The organism is Cytobacillus citreus, assembly GCF_018343665.1.
In the GTDB taxonomy this organism is placed as follows: Bacteria; Bacillota; Bacilli; order Bacillales; family Cytobacillaceae; genus Cytobacillus; species Cytobacillus citreus.
The window spans coordinates 1-20,199 of record NZ_JAGYPM010000010.1 but is presented as its reverse complement, the minus strand read 5'-3'; the positions used below and the strand labels follow the sequence as shown (position 1 = coordinate 20,199).

General features: G+C 37.6%; 16 protein-coding genes, 2 tRNA genes, 1 rRNA gene and 3 pseudogenes. 6 read left to right on the top strand and 16 right to left on the bottom strand.

Annotation, left to right across the window (positions count from 1 at the left end; translation table 11 throughout):
- Positions 1–85 precede the first annotated feature (85 nt).
- The 4 genes from KHA94_RS24530 to KHA94_RS24515 all read right to left on the bottom strand — a co-directional run bounded on the left by KHA94_RS24530 (position 86) and on the right by KHA94_RS24515 (position 5,729).
- The gene (locus KHA94_RS24530; protein ID WP_213104695.1) at positions 86–889 is read right to left on the bottom strand and encodes an alpha/beta fold hydrolase; all 804 of its coding nucleotides are present in this window, start codon (positions 887–889) and stop codon (positions 86–88) included.
- Positions 890–1,673: 784 nt separating this feature from the next.
- Positions 1,674–1,841 (bottom strand): hypothetical protein, encoded by a 168-nt coding sequence (locus tag KHA94_RS24525; protein ID WP_213104694.1) that lies wholly within the window; start codon positions 1,839–1,841, stop codon positions 1,674–1,676.
- Between the two features lie 1,590 nt (positions 1,842–3,431).
- On the bottom strand, positions 3,432–4,139 hold the full coding sequence (locus KHA94_RS24520) for an SH3 domain-containing protein (protein ID WP_213104693.1): 708 nt from the start codon (positions 4,137–4,139) through the stop codon (positions 3,432–3,434).
- 1,002 nt (positions 4,140–5,141) lie between these two features.
- Positions 5,142–5,729: a 50S ribosomal protein L25 gene (locus KHA94_RS24515; protein ID WP_213104692.1), complete on the bottom strand. Its 588-nt coding sequence runs from the start codon at positions 5,727–5,729 to the stop codon at positions 5,142–5,144.
- A 393-nt stretch (positions 5,730–6,122) separates the two neighbouring features.
- Here KHA94_RS24515 and KHA94_RS24510 point away from each other — a divergent pair.
- Together KHA94_RS24510 and KHA94_RS24505 are read left to right on the top strand one after the other, a co-directional pair.
- Positions 6,123–6,741 (top strand): annotated as a pseudogene (locus KHA94_RS24510) (NAD(P)-dependent oxidoreductase).
- 166 nt (positions 6,742–6,907) lie between these two features.
- Positions 6,908–7,120, top strand: a pseudogene (locus KHA94_RS24505) (tyrosine-type recombinase/integrase); the annotation flags it as partial.
- 461 nt (positions 7,121–7,581) lie between these two features.
- Here the strand turns inward: KHA94_RS24505 and KHA94_RS24500 are convergent.
- Positions 7,582–8,766 (bottom strand): DUF3880 domain-containing protein, encoded by a 1,185-nt coding sequence (locus tag KHA94_RS24500; protein WP_213104691.1) that lies wholly within the window; start codon positions 8,764–8,766, stop codon positions 7,582–7,584.
- A gap of 385 nt (positions 8,767–9,151) precedes the next feature.
- Here KHA94_RS24500 and KHA94_RS26810 point away from each other — a divergent pair.
- Positions 9,152–9,309 (top strand): annotated as a pseudogene (locus KHA94_RS26810) (site-specific integrase); the annotation flags it as partial.
- Positions 9,310–9,390: 81 nt separating this feature from the next.
- Here the strand turns inward: KHA94_RS26810 and groL are convergent.
- Positions 9,391–11,019, bottom strand: coding sequence for a chaperonin GroEL (groL, locus tag KHA94_RS24495; protein ID WP_213104690.1), 1,629 nt, complete (start codon positions 11,017–11,019; stop codon positions 9,391–9,393).
- A 63-nt stretch (positions 11,020–11,082) separates the two neighbouring features.
- Positions 11,083–11,367 carry a co-chaperone GroES gene (gene groES / locus KHA94_RS24490; RefSeq protein ID WP_213104689.1) on the bottom strand — a complete coding sequence of 95 codons (285 nt, stop codon included), beginning with the start codon at positions 11,365–11,367 and terminating at the stop codon, positions 11,083–11,085.
- 249 nt (positions 11,368–11,616) lie between these two features.
- On the opposite strand from groES, the gene KHA94_RS24485 reads away from it, so the two are divergent.
- Together KHA94_RS24485 and KHA94_RS24480 are read left to right on the top strand one after the other, a co-directional pair.
- The gene (locus KHA94_RS24485; RefSeq protein WP_213104688.1) at positions 11,617–12,348 is read left to right on the top strand and encodes a CPBP family intramembrane glutamic endopeptidase; all 732 of its coding nucleotides are present in this window, start codon (positions 11,617–11,619) and stop codon (positions 12,346–12,348) included.
- Positions 12,345–12,551: a YdiK family protein gene (locus KHA94_RS24480; protein WP_213104687.1), complete on the top strand. Its 207-nt coding sequence runs from the start codon at positions 12,345–12,347 to the stop codon at positions 12,549–12,551. Before KHA94_RS24485 ends, KHA94_RS24480 begins: the two co-directional genes overlap by 4 nt.
- A gap of 56 nt (positions 12,552–12,607) precedes the next feature.
- Here KHA94_RS24480 and KHA94_RS24475 read toward each other — a convergent pair whose 3' ends face one another.
- Both KHA94_RS24475 and moaC read right to left on the bottom strand, forming a co-directional pair.
- The gene (locus tag KHA94_RS24475; RefSeq protein WP_213104686.1) at positions 12,608–13,255 is read right to left on the bottom strand and encodes a redox-sensing transcriptional repressor Rex; all 648 of its coding nucleotides are present in this window, start codon (positions 13,253–13,255) and stop codon (positions 12,608–12,610) included.
- 26 nt (positions 13,256–13,281) lie between these two features.
- Positions 13,282–13,770 (bottom strand): cyclic pyranopterin monophosphate synthase MoaC, encoded by a 489-nt coding sequence (moaC, locus tag KHA94_RS24470; RefSeq protein WP_213104685.1) that lies wholly within the window; start codon positions 13,768–13,770, stop codon positions 13,282–13,284.
- Between the two features lie 245 nt (positions 13,771–14,015).
- On the opposite strand from moaC, the gene KHA94_RS24465 reads away from it, so the two are divergent.
- Positions 14,016–15,938 carry an ABC-F family ATP-binding cassette domain-containing protein gene (locus KHA94_RS24465; RefSeq protein WP_213104684.1) on the top strand — a complete coding sequence of 641 codons (1,923 nt, stop codon included), beginning with the start codon at positions 14,016–14,018 and terminating at the stop codon, positions 15,936–15,938.
- 520 nt (positions 15,939–16,458) lie between these two features.
- Here the strand turns inward: KHA94_RS24465 and tsaD are convergent.
- The 7 genes from tsaD to rrf form a co-directional block, all read right to left on the bottom strand.
- Positions 16,459–17,481, bottom strand: coding sequence for a tRNA (adenosine(37)-N6)-threonylcarbamoyltransferase complex transferase subunit TsaD (tsaD, locus tag KHA94_RS24460; protein WP_213104683.1), 1,023 nt, complete (start codon positions 17,479–17,481; stop codon positions 16,459–16,461).
- Positions 17,481–17,930: a ribosomal protein S18-alanine N-acetyltransferase gene (gene rimI, locus KHA94_RS24455; protein WP_213104682.1), complete on the bottom strand. Its 450-nt coding sequence runs from the start codon at positions 17,928–17,930 to the stop codon at positions 17,481–17,483. The genes tsaD and rimI overlap by 1 nt, the downstream gene beginning before the upstream one ends.
- 18 nt (positions 17,931–17,948) lie before the next feature.
- A complete protein-coding gene (gene tsaB / locus KHA94_RS24450; protein ID WP_213104681.1) occupies positions 17,949–18,653 on the bottom strand; it encodes a tRNA (adenosine(37)-N6)-threonylcarbamoyltransferase complex dimerization subunit type 1 TsaB in 705 nt (234 codons plus the stop codon).
- Positions 18,650–19,105 (bottom strand): tRNA (adenosine(37)-N6)-threonylcarbamoyltransferase complex ATPase subunit type 1 TsaE, encoded by a 456-nt coding sequence (gene tsaE / locus KHA94_RS24445; RefSeq protein WP_213104680.1) that lies wholly within the window; start codon positions 19,103–19,105, stop codon positions 18,650–18,652. The genes tsaB and tsaE overlap by 4 nt, the downstream gene beginning before the upstream one ends.
- A 650-nt stretch (positions 19,106–19,755) precedes the next feature.
- Positions 19,756–19,832 (bottom strand) — tRNA-Asp (locus KHA94_RS24440).
- Positions 19,833–19,835: 3 nt separating this feature from the next.
- Positions 19,836–19,909, bottom strand: a tRNA-Met gene (locus KHA94_RS24435).
- Between the two features lie 154 nt (positions 19,910–20,063).
- Positions 20,064–20,180 (bottom strand): 5S ribosomal RNA (gene rrf / locus KHA94_RS24430).
- Between the last annotated feature and the right edge of the window lie 19 nt (positions 20,181–20,199).

Genomic DNA, 20,199 nt, shown 5'->3' with positions numbered 1-20,199 from the left:
TTGTCGTGAGAGCTAATGGTGAACATTAGAAAATTTAAAGAAGTGCACGGCACCTATCTATTTTCACTCATTTTAATTTCATTTTTCACGTATGAAGTATCGGTAACATAACATTACGATTATGATTAAACATAAATTTTATAGTCACATCATTAAATCTTCTCGGTTGATCAATGTTACATACATGACCGGCATTTTTAATTGTTTCAAATGACGTATCTTTTGTTGCTATAACCACCATTTGCGCATCTTCCAAAAACAAATAATCTTCTTCTCCCATTACAAATAAAGTAGGAATACCAAAAAAGTCTTTCTGCATACTTTTTAGGAACGGATTCACCCGTTTGGTTAGAGAAAACCAGTTAATGAATTCTTTTTGGCACATCTTTTTCGCTTCGAATACAAATTTTTTGCGAGCTTCTTTATGATTCTCTTTCGGCATGAGAATCCAAGCAAATAGACTATATATCCACATATAAGGTATAATGCGTTTTATTAGATTACCAATATTAATTAAAAAATTTGTACGTAAATTCAACTTCGTGACCGCTCCACCTAAAACCATAGACTGAAAGCGATCAGGTTGTTTTTTAGCAATTGTTTGAATTACAATCGTCCCTAGTGAAATACCTACAAAATGTGTTTTCTTTATTTTTAAGTAATCTAATACTTCCAACACCTCATCGGCTACTTGTTCGAAGGAATCTCCTTTTTGCCACATGTTGTTTGCGGATTTCCCATGCCCCCTCAAATCAATTAATAGTACATTAAAATACTTTTTATATTCACGTAATTGTTTATACCAAATCGACGAATTCGCTCCCGCTCCATGTATTAGAGTTACCCAAGGGGTATCGTCATTCATGTAAAATGATCGATAATGTAACATTATCTGTCCTCCTTTTTTAATAAAGTGTAACTTCCATCAGTGGGGGTTTTTCTACGCACAGGACGTGCTAGTGCCGACGTTGCCACAGGACATGGCGTCCTTAGTCGGCTTTCATCCCCCACTGATGGTTAGTTGCGGCCCACAGGAAGTGGGTCACGCAGACATTGCCACACGATGTGGCGCTTTTAGTCTGTGCTCATTTTACGGGCCTTTACGGGCTGTTGATCCCCCACTTAGATTTCTTTGATTCTCTCGCACCCTTGAAGTGGGGGTCTTACTGCCCGTTAATCTGCGATAAAATATCAAAATATTAAATGAAAGACACCAATCCCGTTAGCCATCCAAAAATGAGATTCGATAATGGGGACTCTTTATAAAATCACCCACATTATTCTACCCGTTCTTCTGTATTCATCTAATATTCCTGCCTCATCATAGTCGAATTACTTCTTATTCTCATGAACATAAAGTGAAACTTCAATCAGTGGGGGGTTTCCTTCATCCCCCACTGATTGTTAGTTGCGGCCCACAGGAAGTGGGTCACGCAGACGTTGCCACACGATGTGGCGCTTTTAGTCTGTGCTCATTTTACGGGCTTTTACGGGCTGTTGATCCCCCACTTAGAAATTTATTCTTAACTCAACTTCTTGAAGTGGGGATCTTACAGCCCGTTAATCTGCGATAAAAGAATCGTATATGATAGCAGTGATAACACCTTATTTTAATAACCTTCTTATACTTTTTCAACTAAAAAGGCACCTTGCCCCATTGGCAAAGTACCTTTTTACAAACTTCCCCTAGCTGCACTTTCCTGTAGATCTGACATCGCCTGAACCAGATTGGCAATGTTATTAATGGCACTGGCTACCAAAATAACTGCCATCGTGATAAATACAAATACTGTCATCGTTACAATTTTGTTTCTGAGGAAATCATTCTTGACTATTTTCAAAAACATTATTTTTTCTCCTTGTACGCTTATCAGCAAAAAACAAATGGTCATTTAAATGCTGCTAATTTTTGTCGATATCTAGTCATAATTTGTAGATATTTCCCGGGAATTTGTTGAAATTTGAAAAATAGTGTTTTCTTTTAATTGATTGGGGTCCAGGGGGAAATTTTCAAATGTATCAGGTATCGCAATCTCTGTTTCATTGGTTGCTTCTAATTTTTCTTTCTGTTGATTCACAAGATCTTTAGCTGTATCGTCTTGGATCTTGTCCGTATCGGGTAACGCTATAAGCGGTTCGATGTCGGATTGAACAAAGATACGCGGATTGCCCTCTTTTAAGAACTTATATCCTATTCACTCTATAATGTGGCCATACTTTTGAAAAGTGGGTGTTGCATTCCCACTTCCTTGGAGAAGAATGCCGCTCACTAGATGTATATCATGTCGCATATCAGACATCCTTTTCTTAAAGATGAAGGTTCCGGGGATTTAATTCCAAGGTATATCGCCTAGCGATACGAATCAAAAAAAGAGCTTTCCAGCCCCTTTCTTGAGGAACTCTATTATGGACATGATGAACTGTTGGAGCCGGGAAACCTTTGTTTGAAACTAAAACATATCGTTTATCAGTGGATATCACTTCACACGTGGCTACGAGTTCATTGGTTCATTCTAATCTTTCTTTTTGTTGATTCACAAGGTCTTTTGCTGTATCGTCTAGGATCTTGTCCTTATCGGGTAACGCTATAAGCGGTTCGATGTCAGATTGAACAAAGATACGCGGATTGCCCTCTTTTAAGAACTTATATCCTATTCACTCTATAATGTGGCCTTACTTTTGAAAAGCGGATGTTGCATTCCCACTTCCTTGGAAGAGAATGCTCGTTCACCAGATGTATATCATGTCGCATATCAGACTTCCTTTTCTTAAAGATGAAGGTTCCGGGGATTTAATTGCAAGGTATATCGCCCAGCGATACGAATCAAAAAAAGAACTTTCCTGCCCCTTTCTTGAGGAATACTATTAAGGACATGATGAACTGTTGGAGCCGGGAAACCTTTATTTGAAACTAACACATATCGTTTATCAGTTGTATCGTCTAGGGGACTTGTCCGTATCGGGAAACGCTATAAGCACTCCTATGTTGGATTGAACAAAGATACGCGGATTGCTCTCTTTTAAGAACTCATATCCATTTCACTCTAAAATGTGGCCTTACTTTTGAAAAGTGGGTGTTGCATTCCCACTTCCTTGGAAGAGAATGCTCGTTCAATAGATGTATATCATGTCGCATATCAGACTTCCTTTTCTTAAAGATGAAGGTTCTGGGATTTTATTGCAAGGTATCGCCCAGCGATACGGAACACAAAAAAGAGCCGATAAACCCTTTCTTGAGGAACTCTATTAGGGATGGCTCATATTTTTTATTGAGGCTCTTAACCGCCTCATCTCCCATTTTATCAAACATTCTTTTTTGCTTACTTCAAGTTGTGTATATGGTTTAGATTCATATCGCTTAAATTTTCTACATCAAAATTTCCTTCCACAAATCTTTACACAGTTAAGCATAATAATCTTAAACAGGTAACTTATTTTCGGAATATGGAGAAAAGCCCTCCCCATTTTTCTTTAGGTTTTTGTATCGCTTCTTCTAAACGTTTATTAAAATCATTTTGTGAACTCCATTCTTTTTTCTGTTCGTCCCGCATATTTTGTATTTCTTTTTGTAAGAGTTCACTTTTTTGTTTTTCTTGTTGCAGCAATGTTTCGTAATGGATATTTTGTTGTTCAGTTAATTTTTCAATTTTAGCATTAGTTTTTTGCGCTGAATTTCCAATACTAGAACTTATAACATGATGATCTTGCTGGAGTCGGGAAACCTTTGTTTTAAGTTCTGACATATCGTTTGTCAGTTGGACATTCATTTCACGTGTAGCTGCGAGTTCATTGACTAAAAACATAAAGACCTCTTTTAATTGCTTGGGGTCATGAGGTAAATTTTCATATGTATCGGTTATCGCAATCTCTGTTTCATTGGATCCTTCTAATCTTTCTTTTTCTTGCTTCACAATGTCTTTAGCTGTATCGTCTAGGGGCTTGTCCGTATCGCGTAACGCTATAAGTGCTACGATGTCAGATTGAACAAAGATACGTCGATCGCCATCTTTCAAAAACTCATATCCATTCCGCTCTAAGATTTGGCCATACTTTCGAACAGTGGGAGTTGCAATCCCTACTTCTTCTGCCACTTCCTTGGAAGAGAAAGCTCGTTCATTCGGTTGTATATCACGTCGCATATCGAACCTCCTTTTCTATTAAATATGAAGGTATTTAGATTTATTTGCAAGTTATATCGCCCAGCGATACAAAACAAAAAAAGAGCCAATCAGCTCCCTTCTTGAGGAATTCTATTAAATGGGGCTGTTAAAAAATGAACTTTCAGAAAATATTCAATTCCCACAGTAACAAGTAAAAGTAGAAGATATTGAAAGTCAGGAAGAAGAGATTATATTTTTGGAATAGGAGGAGTTTGCCCGATTCTTGCGCCTGCTGATTCAGACAGCCATTAACACAACCATGAAACCATAAATACTCATAGGACGGCTAACATGGAAGAAAAGGCCTTCCACCAGTTCAGTAAACTGATGAAAGACCTTCTCTAATAATTGGGGTTTTCATTTAAAAAATGATCTTTTAAATCTCAGTCATGAGCAACACTATGAACATTTTCCTTTTATCAACTCAAAAACCCCTAATTTTAAGCTTTTCGGAGCTTACATCATGCCGCCCGTAAGCTGAGAGTGTGTAATATCGTTAACTAGAGGTGCAAAAAGCGCGGTAAATCAACGTTTTGGATATTGTTGGCTGTAACATCTTTAACGGAAATTTACCGTTTCTTATGGGATTGCGTTAGCAAAATGTTAGCATCTTTTAAGGTTTCACATCTAGAACTTAAAGATGTTATAGATATAGATGCCGTTATTTCTTATACAGGATATTGGACAGAAGACTCGAATACCGTCTTAATTAAGTACAAGTATTCCTGGAAATGAAATGATTGGTACTATTGAGGTATTTCAAGTTCAATCAAGTAAATAAAGAAATCAAAGCAGTTGTACCTAAAGTATTGCTGCTTTGATTTTTTTTATTGAAAAAACATTTCATTTTATATGCTTTAAACGTATTGACATAGTTTTTCGGTTTATTTATAATTTTAAACGGTAATTTGAAATTAGCTAAGCTTGGCAGAGCATTAGCATAGAGGGCTATTTGTTGCAGAAAGTATTAAGACGAACTCTTTAAACTTCAACTGCACTTATATCCTCTTCTTCCTCTGTGGTCTTCACATAGTCTATCATTATTATAGTTTCATCATTCTCATTATTGATTGTAAAGTTACTATAATCTTTTTTAAGATCTCCTACTCGTAAAGTCCGACCGATTTCAAAATCAGTGATATCAATTTCAATATTATCAGGGATATCATTTGCTTTAGCAGTTATATTCAATTCGTGAAGAAATTGTTTCACTATTCCCCCGGCTTTCTCGCCATTCGATGTTCCCTGTAGAATTACATTCACTTTAGTGTCGATTTCAGTGTGCTTATTAACTTGAAGGAAGTCTACATGAACTACTTCTTTTGTTATAGCTTTATTTTGATAATCTCTTAAAATAACATTTGTTGATTTTCCACCAAGATTAAGAGATATTATGCCATTTCTACCAACAGCTTTTATCACTTTTAGTAAATCTGCGTTTTTAATAGAAATAGATTTTGTATTAATCTCCCTACCATAAACAACTGCAGGAATCTCTCCATTATTTTTCAATTTCCTCAAAGAACCTTTTTTAAAATCTTTTCTTTCTTGAGCTACTAACGTATTCATTTTACTTCCACCTTTCTTTTTATTTGAATCTTAGACTTTCATTTTTATAGAAATGAAAGTCTAAGATTTACCTTACTATTCAAGTATATCTAATTAATTCTATTATTTCATTGAAAAGGCCCATTCAAAATAATTTGTTCGATCAACCTAAAAAAAGGCATGCATCAGTTTTATTAAATTGATGCATGCACTTCACTAATTCAACCAAATGAAGTTTATTTTGTAAACGAACTACTTGATTTCTTACACTTTCTTCAAAAAGTAGTATATTCATATTCTTTATACTATAACTAAACTATGTCTCTATCATAAAATCACTTAGTTCCTCTTTCACTACTGCACACCAATAAAATAACTTTTATAGTAAAATATTTGTAAAGGAGGCTCATTCTTATGAATATTTTAATTTTAGGTTCTACTGGAAGAGTTGGTAGTCAAATAGTTACTTATGCCCTTCGTGACAGACGTAAGGTTACTGTATTAGTTCGAACTCCAAAGAAGATTCAAATAAATAATGAAAATTTAACTATTCTTCAAGGTATGTTTTAAATAGAGATGATATCGTACTTGCAATGCATGGGATTGATGTAGTTATTAGTGCATTAAATCCTGATGGGACAACCACTCTAACAGAAAGCATACCAATAATTATAGAAGCAATGGAAAACGAAGGTATACAACGAATTATAAATATAGGAACTGCAGGTATCCTGCAAAGTAGAACCTCGCCAAATTTACTGCGTTATCAGTCAAGTGAATCAAAGCGCAAATCAGTCAGGACAGCGAATGAACATCATCAAGTTTACAATAACCTTAAACAATCAACACTCGAATGGACTATTGTTTGTCCTACGTATTTGCCTGATGGAGAACGTATAGGTAAATATCGTGTAGACCGTAATTTTTTGCGGAGGGCAGGGTTGAAATTTCCGTACCAGATACAGCGGTGTTTACATTTAACCAGATAAAAACAAGCGATTATATTAAAACACGCGTAGGTATTGCCTACTAATATTAACCCGTTTGTTGAAAATGATAATGAGTTGAGGTAACAATCCTCTCTCTTCAAATAATAAAGCGTCCTTTCTGGAATATCTAAAGTATGAACTAGTCATAAAGTCAAAGGAATTATAGTAAAAGAGATGTTGTAAAATAACATCTCTTTTTCACCTAAACTGCTCCATAATTTAAATCCTGAATTAACCCCACACTCTTTACGACATACACATACATCACTTCTTGCAGAGGCTGGTGTAGCACTCGAACAAATCATGGATAGACTTGGCCATTCAGATGATCAAATCACCAAGAATGTCTTTCTCCACGTCACCAAAGAAATGAAAAAAGAAGCCTCCCAAAAGTTTTCACAACTAATGAGAAGCCTCGATTAAATCTGCTATGTTAGCAAAATGTTAGCATTTCACTTTCACCTTACATACAAACCCTTATCCTTCAAGGGTTCAGACACAGCGGAGTTCGGACTAAGAGCGCGACATCGCGCGCGCAACGTCCGAGTGAGCAACATCCTGTTGGCCCTACATCATGCCGCCCGTGAGATGAGAGTGTGTAATATCTTTAACGATGTGTGCGAATAGTGCGGTATATCAAGGTTTTAAGAAATCTGAGGTGTAATACTTTTAACGGGAATTCACTGTTTTTCACACGATTGCGTTAGCAAAGTGTTAACAACTTCAAGACAATTAGCTAAATCTTGGTCAACAATTAAGATTTACATATGGAAATAAGGCTAACTTTCAAGAATGTTACATCATTATTCACTCGGATGTAGATCAACAACCCGCCCAAAAATCTTCATAATAAATAAAACCCTGCCCTCCAAGGTTTTATTTTTTTAGAGTATAGTATGCTTTTTTTTAATTTTAATGATTTGACCTGCATATATTTTTTCATCTGAACTAAGATTATTAAGTTCGATCAATTCTTGTAACGGGACATTATATTTATTTGCAATTTCTGAAAGAGTATCACCTGGAGAAATGTTATGAATTTCATAGAATTCTTTTAGAAATTCTGAATAATGTATAACATCTCCGATTTCTGTTAGAACTCCTCTATTTTCTAATACTGCAAGTATTTTCTTAGCTCTATTTCGATAGGAATGTTCTTTGACAGCTATTTTACCATTTTCACGTATTTGTTGTCTTTCTGTATCATTATTTAAATAATATTGAATCTTATCTACTGTTTCCTCAGGGGAGGATGAAACAATTAAATCTTTATCTGGTGTAAATTTATCACGAACTGCCGGTGTATCCACTGTTAATAAAACCCCACCAGAACCAAGAATTTCGTATGTGCGCATAGCAAGTTGTGTTCTAGAGTTTTGCAATCCAATAACTATTTTGGCAGAACTATAGACTTTATATGCATCCCTGTAGTCTAAATAGCCATGAATCCAATTAGTGGGAATTTCTTTTCCAATATACTTCCGCATTCTTCCCCATTTCTTTCCCCAAAAATCAACACGTACTCCTTTCTTGATAAGTGGCTTTATTAATGTTTTTAAGGCATCCGCACGGAACTCATTTGGATTTTTTTTAAGATATGATGGATATGCATTAGCTACTACCGCTATGTCACAACGATAGTTATTCGATGGTTGTACCTGAAAATGTACACTCTGATGGTACCCAAAATCTAAATGATCAGCTTTAAAACCTAGCTCCTCGTATTTTTTACATAATGAAGGTGTGACTGTAAAAACGAAATCTGGTCTAATTGCATTAATAAGAGGTATTGTAAAATTTTCAGTGTGTAAAGGGTCTTCAGTTGCCCAATAAACTAACGGTATCGTTGTTTTCTTAATAGCCTCTCGGATCCAGGGCCACTTTTCTTTAGAGTGTTCGGTTGTCCATCCAACAGATATGATTAAATCAGGCTTAAACCAATTTAGCATTTCTGAAATATTTTCCCTACTTAAAGGTCCAGAAATCATCACTGTATGCCCTTCTTCTCTAAAACCATTAGGTAAACCATAAATCCACATTGGGTGACTTTCTAGAAATAAAATCTTCATAAGTTACCATCCCTTTTATATTTCCTGTTTATCTATAAATATGTGAATTTCCCTATAGCTTGTCACGGTATAAGTCTATAAATTAGGAATTTACACTAGAGAAATAAGAAGCGATTGCTTTGATCGTCTTCATTGACTAAAAATCGTACAAAAGACAAAACGACGATATAACTATTCCTTAAACCCTGTCCCATAAAAAGTAAAAAGCCTAAAACGACATTTTCAGTCGTATCAGGCTTTTATAGACTCTAATCAATTAATATTGAGTCATATATTGCTCACGTTCCCAAGGATGAACTTGTGTTCTGAACATATACCTCCTTATTTTATACAATCATAATCAACCAAAATAACTGATAAAAAACATTTCCCCCCCACTGCCTAATCGCTTCTTGCAGAGGCTGGTGAAGCTCTTGAACAGATTATGGACAGACTTGGCCATACAGATGATCATATAACCAAAAATGTCTATCTCCATGTTACGCAAGAAATGAAAAAGAAGCTTCCCACAAGTTTGCACAACTCATGAGAAGCCTCGATTAAAATCCTCTATGTTAACAAAATGTTAACATCACACTCTCATCTTACATAAAACCCTTATATATCAAAGGGTGAAGCGGCTTATTACATCATGCCGCCCATTCCGCCCATAGCACCCATATCAGGCATTGCAGGTGCGTTTGGTTCTGGTTTGTCAGCAATTACTGCTTCAGTTGTTAGAAGCATTGCAGCAACAGAACCAGCGTTTTGAAGCGCAGAACGAGTTACTTTCGTAGGGTCAACGATACCAGCATCGATCATGTTTACCCACTCGCCAGTAGCTGCGTTGAAGCCTGTTCCGATTTCTTCGCGCTTTAAGCGATCAACGATAACAGAACCTTCTAGGCCAGCATTTTGAGCGATTGTACGTACAGGCTCTTCCATCGCACGTAATACGATGTTGATACCAGTTGCGATATCGCCTTCTGCTTCAAGAGCAGCAACTTTATTGTATACGTTAAGTAGAGCAACTCCACCACCGGATACAATTCCTTCTTCAACAGCTGCACGAGTAGCGTTTAATGCGTCTTCGATGCGAAGCTTGCGCTCTTTTAATTCTGTTTCAGTAGCAGCACCTACTTTAATAACTGCTACACCGCCAGCTAATTTCGCTAAGCGCTCTTGTAATTTTTCTTTGTCAAATTCAGAAGTAGTCTCTTCTAATTGAACACGGATTTGGTTTACACGAGAAGCGATTTGCGCACTTTCTCCAGCACCTTCTACGATTGTTGTGTTTTCTTTCGTAACAACAACTTTAGAAGCACGACCTAAAGATTCGATTGTTGCAGATTTTAGGTCACGGCCTAATTCTTCTGTGATTACTTCTCCGCCAGTTAAGATAGCGATGTCTTCAAGCATTGCTTTACGACGGTCACCAAAGCCAGGAGCTTTAACAGCTACTGCATTGAATGTTCCGCGAAGTTTGTTCACTACTAATGTAGCAAGTGCTTCACCCTCAACATCTTCAGCAACAAGTAATAATGGCTTGCCTTGTTGAACTACTTGCTCAAGAACAGGAAGAATTTCTTGAATGCTAGTGATCTTTTTATCAGTAATTAAAATGTATGGATTATCTAGAACTGCTTCCATTTTATCAGAATCAGTTACCATGTATGGAGAAGCATATCCACGGTCGAATTGCATACCTTCTACTACATCAAGCTCAGTAGTGAAGCCTTTAGACTCTTCGATTGTGATAACTCCATCGTTACCAACGCGCTCCATAGCTTCAGCGATTAGTTGGCCAACTTCTATATCATCAGAAGAAATAGAAGCAACCTGTGCGATTGACTCTTTGCCTTCGATTGGTTTAGAAATTGTTTTTAGCTCTCCAACAGCAGTAGCAACCGCTTTTTCGATACCTTTGCGGATACCCATTGGGTTTGCACCAGCTGTTACGTTTTTAAGACCTTCACGGATCATGGCTTGAGCAAGAACTGTTGCAGTTGTTGTACCATCACCAGCAACATCATTTGTTTTGCTGGCAACTTCAGCAACAAGCTTTGCACCCATGTTTTCGAAAGCATCTTCTAATTCGATTTCTTTCGCAATTGTTACACCATCATTTGTAATTAATGGGGAACCGAATTTCTTCTCAAGAACCACGTTGCGTCCTTTTGGTCCAAGAGTTACTTTTACAGCATCTGCAAGAGCGTCAACACCGCGAAGCATTGCGCGGCGAGCATCTTCACTAAATTTAATCTCTTTTGCCATGAATAAAAACCTCCTCGAAATATTTAAAGTTATCTTTCTTAAAATGTAAAAGCTGCGCGGGTATTAGCCGATAACAGCAAGAATGTCGTTTTCGCGAAAAATTAAATATTCTTTGCCTTCGTACTTCACTTCAGTACCAGCATATTTTGAGAAGATAATGCGGTCGCCTTCAGCAACTTCAAGGGCTACACGCTCACCGTTCTCAAGTACGCGGCCAGTACCTACAGCAACGACTTTACCTTCTTGAGGCTTTTCTTTAGCAGTGTCCGGCAAAACGATGCCGCTTGCAGTTTTTTCTTCAGTTTCAACAAGCTCGATAATAATTCGATCACCTAGTGGCTTTAACAAGTGAAACAACCTCCTCAATAAATATGTAATTTATTTTATTAGCACTCTCTAACCTTGAGTGCTAACACAATTATTATATTAAAGAATCTTCTATCTATTTGCAAGAGTGAAGCTCAAGTTTTTTCAAAAAAAAATTATATGTCCTCACCGAAAGAACCAAAAATTCATTTTGAGTGTACTATTTGAAACATGTACCTTTTTATGAGTAAAATGAAGTTTAGTGTACACTATTAATAAGGAGATAAATTGGTGAAAAAAGAATACTGGATCATACTCATTGTTTATATAGCCATGCAATTATCAGGCATCATTGGAGTTCCACTCGTTGCATATTTCGGTACCCTTTTAGGAAAAAGTATGAAGGAAATGGAGATTCTCTCGGTTACATCATGGATTGTGATCAGCTTTACAATTACATTAATCATCACTTTAGTATTGCTGCGAAAAGAAATGAAAGATCACACCTTAATGAGGAATTCAGCTTCTGCTGCTTCTTCTATGGCATGGGCCATTGGCGGTGTTTTCCTTGCGTTTTTTGCCCAAACGATTGCTGCCAATATTGAGAACTTAATTGGAATTGAAATGGGCTCTGAAAACACACAGCAAATTATGCAGCTTATTCAAGTTTCACCCATCATCATCATTGTCAGCTCTGTGATCGGTCCCATTCTAGAAGAAATTATTTTTCGGAAAATCCTTTTCGGTTCGCTCCACCAAAGAATGAACTTTTTTCTGTCAGCTTTAATTAGCTCAGTTATTTTCGCTCTTGCTCATGCCGAAATCGAACATATCCTTTTATATTCTGCAATGGGTTTTACATTTGCCTTTCTCTATGTCAAGACAAAGCGCATCATCGTACCTATTTTTGCCCATGTGGCAATGAATACATTCGTCGTTATCTTGCAGCTAAATAAAGACACTATTGAAAACTGGCTTAAAGAAATGGAAAAAATTCAAAGCTTTATTGGAGGATTTTTATGAGAAGGACACCATTGTTTTCAGGCATTATTTATATCATTCTTGGGATCCTCTTTACCCTAATGGCGATCCAGAATACTCAAAGAGAACAAACCTGGGGAATGTTTACATATTTTCTCATTATTATTGCAACCATGGACATAGGTACAGGCTTACGATTGGTTGGGTTTCACTTTAAATTAAAAAATAGTCAACCAAAAAAATGAGCCTTCAAGGAGGCTCATTTCTATTGAATTGCCACAAGAATTTATTCTAAAAAGCCTTAATCAATTTCTGCTGGATAATGCTTTAAAAAATAGATAAGTGACTGAAGTTCGACTGCTAAATCTATATGGTGAATTCTTATTGTTGGTGGAACCGAAAGCCGTGCTGGTGTAAAATTCAAAATGCCCTTCACATTGCCTTGGGCAATTCTGTCCGCGATTGATTGAGCTGCTGGAGCAGGAACAGTTAATATGACTACTTGAATCTGTTGATCCTGGATGACTTTTTCAAGGTCATTCATATGATAAATAGGGACATCGCTAATATAGGTTCCGACCTTGCCCTCGTCTACATCAAAGGCTACTTCAATTTTTGTATTATTGTTTTTTAGAAAATTGTAATTCAGAAACGCGGTCCCTAAATTACCAACTCCTATAAGGGCTACCTTTGTTAGTTCATCCTGATCCAATGTTTTCCGGAAAAAAGAGAGCAAGTAATTGACGTTATACCCATACCCCTTTTTCCCTAAAGCTCCGAAATAAGAGAAGTCCCTTCTTATCGTTGCAGAATCAACCTTTACAGCCTCACTTAATTCTGCCGATGATACCCTCTGCTTTCCAGAAGCATGCAAATTTTTAAGAAAACGATAATATAAAGGGAGACGTTTTGCAGTTGCTTGTGGAATTTTCATTGATTCACTTGCCATATATGTATCTCCTCTCCAAATTCTAACTATTCAATCTCTCGTTTAAAATCTCCATTCTTACCACCAGTTTTTTCAACTAAATATGTTTTGCCGATAACCATCCCTTTATCAACCGCTTTACACATATCATATACGGTTAGCGCACATACAGATGCAGCTGTTAGCGCTTCCATCTCTACTCCAGTGTTACCCTTTGTTTTGACAGTAGCAGTAATGAAAAGTATATACTCCTCGTGTGCAATCTTCCATGAGAATGATATATCCACACCAGTTAGTGGAATCGGATGGCACATAGGGATGATTTCCCACGTTTTCTTGCAAGCCATTACACCTGCAACCTGGGCAACCGCAAGTACATCGCCTTTTTTCATTTTATTCGAAGTAATGCTTTCATATATTTCTTTATTAACTGTAATACTTGAGTGAGCAATCGCCGTACGAGCCGTTTCCGGCTTATCACTAACATCGACCATTTTTGCTCTGCCTTCTTGATTAAAATGTGTAAACTCAGTCATAATAACACCTCACAATCAAATCATACACTATTTTTATCCAGTTGTGTAAACTTTGTAAGGCTTTTCACAAATAAGATTTGATCAGAAAATCCTTACCTACACGATTATTATAGAGAAATTATATGTTTAAATAACCGTACAAGTAAATAAAAATTTTTAAGAGAGCGTTGATCACACAAATACTCCTTTATTGCCCATCATATATGAATGGGTTACACTATCTCTATAACACAGAGGTGAAAAAAATGATTTTATTACAAGTCAATCAATTAATTAAAAACTTCGGTGCGGAAGTTATTTTATCGAATATAAAGCTTGAAGTACAAACTCGTGACAGAATTGCTCTTGTTGGACGCAATGGAGCTGGTAAATCCACACTTTTAAAAATTATTGCTGGTCAAATGTCCCATGATTCTGGTGAAATTATCAAACCAAAAGAAGTGGAAATTGGGTATTTAGCACAAAATACTGGCCTTGAATCAGAGCGTTCGATTTGGGACGAAATGCTGACTGTATTCGATCATTTACAAAAGCTCGAGAAGAATTTACGCAGGCTTGAAGAGAGAATGTCTGAGCCTGAGGCAATGGCAAATCAGGAAGATTATGATCGAATATTAAAAGAATATGACGAACGGCAGGTTCAATTTAAAGAACTAGGAGGCTATCAATACGAATCAGACATTCGCTCTGTCCTTCACGGATTGAATTTCCAGTCCTTTAGTTATGATACAAAAATATCTACATTAAGCGGCGGACAAAAAACAAGGCTTGCTTTAGGGAAACTATTATTAAAGAAACCCGACATTTTAATATTGGACGAGCCGACGAATCATTTAGATATTGATACATTATCCTGGCTTGAACAATATTTACAAGGATATGATGGAGCCATTCTAATCGTCTCCCATGATCGATACTTTTTAGATAAAATCGTTACACAGGTGTATGAATTATCAAGAAATCAAATTCGAAAATATTTAGGGAACTACAGCTCCTATCTTGAGCAAAAGGCCGCTAACTATGAACGCGAAATGAGACTCTATGAAAAACAGCAGGAAGAAGTGGCCAAGCTTCAGGATTTTATTCAGCGGAATCTAGCAAGAGCAACCACTACTAAAAGAGCACAAAGCAGAAGAAAACAGCTAGAGAAAATGGAGCTATTGGATCGTCCACTTGGTGATGAGAAATCAGCTTCATTTGGATTCCAAATTGATAGACAATCAGGGAATGAAGTATTAAAGGCTAATTCCGTTGCAGTCGGTTATGGCGGAGAAGTGATTTCAAAGGATATTTCTTTCCGCATCACTCGGGGTGAAAGCTTTGCCCTTGTTGGTCCAAATGGAATTGGCAAATCCACACTTTTAAAAACCATTATTAATAAGCTGCCCCTTCTTGAAGGTGATCTGAACTTCGGTTCAAATGTAGCTATTGGTTATTACGATCAAGAACAAGCTGAGCTTACCTCTAATAAGCGTGTGCTGAACGAGCTATGGGACGATTATCCGCTAAAACCAGAAAAAGAAATTCGGACAGTGCTAGGTAACTTTCTTTTCTCTGGAGATGACGTTTTAAAAACAGTCTCAACATTAAGCGGAGGTGAGAAGGCACGTCTAGCATTAGCTAAGCTAATGATGCAAAAGGCTAATTTCTTAATCCTGGACGAGCCTACAAACCATCTTGATCTAGATAGTAAAGAAATATTAGAGAATGCATTAATCGATTACCCTGGTACCATTCTATTTGTGTCCCACGACCGTTATTTTATTAATCGAATTACGACCAAAGTTCTTGAGCTTAGTGAAAAGGGAGCGACTGAATATCTAGGTGATTACGATTATTATGTTGAAAAAAAACAAGAACAAGAAGAGTTAAAAATATTGGCTTCATCTAAAATTCCTTCTTCTCCACAGCAATTAAATCAAGAAAAAAGCAGCTATCAAATGGATAAAGAAGCTAAAAAAATCGAAAGACAGAGACAAAGAAGACTAGAAGAAGTCGAGAAACAAATAGAGGCGTTAGAAATGCAAATTGCTGAATATGAGCAGCTCCTCTGTGAACCCGATGTGTATCAAGACCATGAAAGGGTCATGGAAATTACAAAAGAGAATAACGAAACAAAGGCTAAATTAGAAGTATTAGTTGAAGAGTGGACAGTACTAGCTGAATAATGAAATGCGCAAGCGACTTGCTCACCCCCGACAAGCACAAGACGAGCCTCTCGGAAAGGTGTTTTTTACCTTTCTGGGAGGATTGGCTTGTGACCTCGAGGGGGTAGGCGCTGGAGCTAGACAATTCTCTAACTCGAGAAAAGTTATTCTTATTCTTTACGAAAATCGACCAAGAGAATGCTCCCTCTTGGTCTTTTCTTACACGTTAAGAAAGTATAAATTGCCAGCGCAGAAGACAACCAAAAGAGAAGCTTTTGGGAGGACGTGGCATGTATGAGCGCGATAAGTGCAACTACGCCTCTGTCTTCGCCTTTCCAAGGCTCGCCAATCAGCGAGTTTTCTTTATCCACAAAAATATTCACATATAATGGACTGAAATAGAGGGATTCCACAGACTTCTCCACATTATCCACAGTTTCTTGTGTTTTTATCCACATTATACACAATTGAATACTTGTAATCTGTTTTTATCCACATAAAAATAGTCCCCATTTGATGAGGACTAATACCTATCTATGATTTAGTTGTGGATAGAAATATCGAGGCCTGGATTAGCATTCAGTGCCATCGTTGACCGAATCCCTTTTTCGAATAAGATACTCCCTGCTGCAGCAATCATAGCTGCGTTGTCCGTACATAAAGATAGGGGTGGAATAATTAGCTGAATATCTGTTGAATTTTCAAAAACTTCCTGCAAAGCGGCACGTAAACCTTTATTTGCAGCTACACCACCAGCTAACAATACTTGTTTTACTTTATATTCCTGAACTGCATTGACTGTTTTTGTTACGAGCACATCAATGACGCTTTGTTGAAAGCTTGCTGCCAAATCTTCTGGGGATATCTTTTCTCCACGCTGTTCCGCATTGTGGACTGTGTTGATAACTGCTGATTTTAATCCACTAAAACTAAAATCATAGGATCCTTCCTCTAGCCATGCTCTTGGTAGTGAAATGATAGGCTCTCCTTCTTGAGCAAGACGATCAATATGAGGTCCCCCAGGATAAGGCAGGCTTAAGGTTCTTGCAACTTTATCATACGCCTCGCCTGCTGCATCATCTCTAGTTTCACCTATTACTTCAAAATGGCCCTGTTCCTTCATGAAGACAAGCTCCGTATGTCCTCCTGAAACAACAAGTGAAAGCAATGGGAATTCCATCTCAGCAACGAGACGATTCGCATAAATATGGCCAGCAATATGATGTACCCCGATTAATGGAATTCCATGTGCAAAAGCGACCGCTTTGGCTGCGTTCACCCCGATTAGAAGTGCTCCAACTAATCCTGGACCTTCTGTTACTGCGATCGCGTCTAAATCAGAAAAGCTAATATTAGCCTGCTTTAATGCTTCTTCAAGCACAATCGTTATTTGTTCCACATGATGACGTGAAGCAATTTCTGGAACAACGCCTCCAAATCTTTTGTGACTTTCTATTTGTGAAGCTACCACATTTGAAGCAATTTCCCTGCCATTTTTAACAATTGCTACTGATGTTTCATCACAGCTTGTTTCTATACCCATTATCCATTGATCTTTTCCCATTATAAATTCACCCACATTACTAAAGCATCTTCTTGATTATCTGTGTAATAATTCTTTCTGATGGCACCATTCTGAAATCCGAGCTTGCGATAAAGAGATTGCGCGATGTGATTGGTAACACGAACCTCAAGAGTCATCGTCATAGCCCCTTTATCAGCTGATACCTCCATAATCTCTCTCATTAAGGCTTCACCCAGTTTCATCCCGCGGTATTGAGGCAATATCGCAACATTTGTAATATGTGCCTCATCAAGGACAATCCATACACCACAATAGCCAATGATATTTCCATCTTCCTCTAAGCCTACATAAACAGCAAATTTATTTTGTGTAAATTCATTATAAAATGCCTCTTTCGTCCACGGCATAGTAAAAGATTCTCGTTCAATTTTATGAATTTCATCGACATCATTTTCATTCAAAAAGCGAAAAGTTAAAGATTTATTCATATTGTTACTTCCTTATCCTTAAATCTTTTTTTCTTTATTTGCTTTAATCCAATTTGATTCTGCCTCAGCTAAACGAATATAATTTGGAACAAAAGAATGAATATCCTCTCCCTCTCTGTCCCGTCCTAATAAAGCAAGCTCTGATGGGCGAGGATTTTGCTCAGTGATTTCAGCAAATACTGCTTGTCCTCCAAGAGTCTCTTCAATAATAGGTTGATGAATTGGTAAATCATTGCCGATGAAAAGTATTTTTTCATCTCGTTCTTTTAGAATAGCTGCCCAATCCTTTGATAATAAAAGTTGGTCCTTCTGAATTGAATATATTTGTCCTTGCCGGTACTGATATAGGCCAGTATAAATTTGTCCTCTGCGCGCATCAAATAGTGGAGAAATGCATCCATCAAAATATCTGCCTGCTGATGCTGCAGATCCCTCAAGACTTGATACACCAACTAAAGGAATGTTTAATGTCCAAGCTAATGTTTTTGCTATTGTAACGCCAATTCTCACACCCGTATAGGAACCTGGCCCTTTTGCCACAACAATTTTTTCAAGATCAGCAGGCTTCATATCACAATCATTCATTAACGATTCTATAGCAGGCATGACCCTTACAGAATGATTCTTTTTTAGATTTGTAATATATTCACCTTTTACTTGATCCCCATCTAATAAGGCAACACCTAAAGTGTAATTGGATGTATCGATTGAAAGAACCTTCATAATAATATCTCCTTACATAACTCCTCATATCTTTGTCCTTTTGGTTCTAGAACAAGCCTTCTTGAACCATTTTCACCAAGATATAAATAAATCGTTAATAGCTCCTCTGGTAGCTGCTCAGCAATTAAATGAGCCCACTCCACAACGGTTACACCATTACCATCAAAATATTCATCAAACCCTAGATCCTCAAATGAATCCTCTACTCGATACACATCCATATGATATAGAGGCAATCTGCCCTGATACTCTTTTATTATTGTAAAAGTAGGACTGTTTACATTTTTTTTAATCTCTAACCCAAGTGCCAAACCTTTCGTAAAAGTTGTTTTCCCCGCACCAAGGTCGCCCTCAAGAGCAATAACATCTCCAGCCTTTAACAGCCTCGCAAGACTTTTAGAAAATTCAATAGTTTCTTCAGGTTTACTCGAACTAAATTCAAATGGTTTCATATTAGCTTTATCACCTTTGTTTTTCATTATCTGAATGAACAAAAAAACCTTAGGATGTATCCTAAGGAATATCTTCTTTGTATAGTTTACATGATTTTATGATACCAAGCAAAAAATGTTGAACATTAATACGGAAAGCTTCCATTATTGGAAGTTGAACTACATATTAATTTGCAATCATTAAAGAACAAATGCGTAAGCGCCTTACTCACCTCCGACAAGCACAAGACGAGCCTCACGGAAAGGTGTTCTTTCCCTTTCTGGGAGGATTGATCGAAATGTGAAGGCGACTGTTTAGGGACGACTGCATAAGACGAGCCCTGTAAGAAGACGTTCTTTGTCTTCTGGAAGGGATCGGCTTATGACGAGAGTCCCTAGGAGCCGTAACTAGACAAGCTTGTGACCTCGAGGTCGACAAAAGCGCGACGTCCTCCCAAAAGCTTCTCTTTTGGTCGTGCGATGTGTCGCTGACGTAGCTTTCCTTGTCCTGTCGCATTGTCGACACTAGTACGTCCTGTACGTCGGAGGTAGGCGCTGGAGCTGAACGTAGATAAACTATATCTCAAGTTATCAACAGATAGCTAAAATTAAAATTTCTTATACAACAAAAAAACGAAACCAAGTTTCGTTGTGTCTCACTAGTATGTATATGGCGGTCCGGACGGGACTCGAACCCGCGACCTCCTGCGTGACAGGCAGGCATTCTAACCAACTGAACTACCGGACCATATTGCGGGGACAGGATTTGAACCTGCGACCTTCGGGTTATGAGCCCGACGAGCTACCGAACTGCTCCACCCCGCGACGATAGAAAATATAATGTTTTATTATGCTCATATTATGCCTAAGGCCGCCCCGATTTCAGAAGACCTATTCAAGTAGCAGCTCAATCGGTGCGCTGAAGTATCTCTTCGAAGCGTATTCGATCGTGCTCCACCCCGCGACAATAATATTAAAAGCTTGGCGACGTCCTACTCTCACAAGGGGACAGCCCCTAACTACCATTGGCGCTGAGAAGCTTAACTTCCGTGTTCGGGATGGGAACGGGTGTGACCTTCTCGCTATCGCCACCAAACTGTATAAAATTGAGGTTT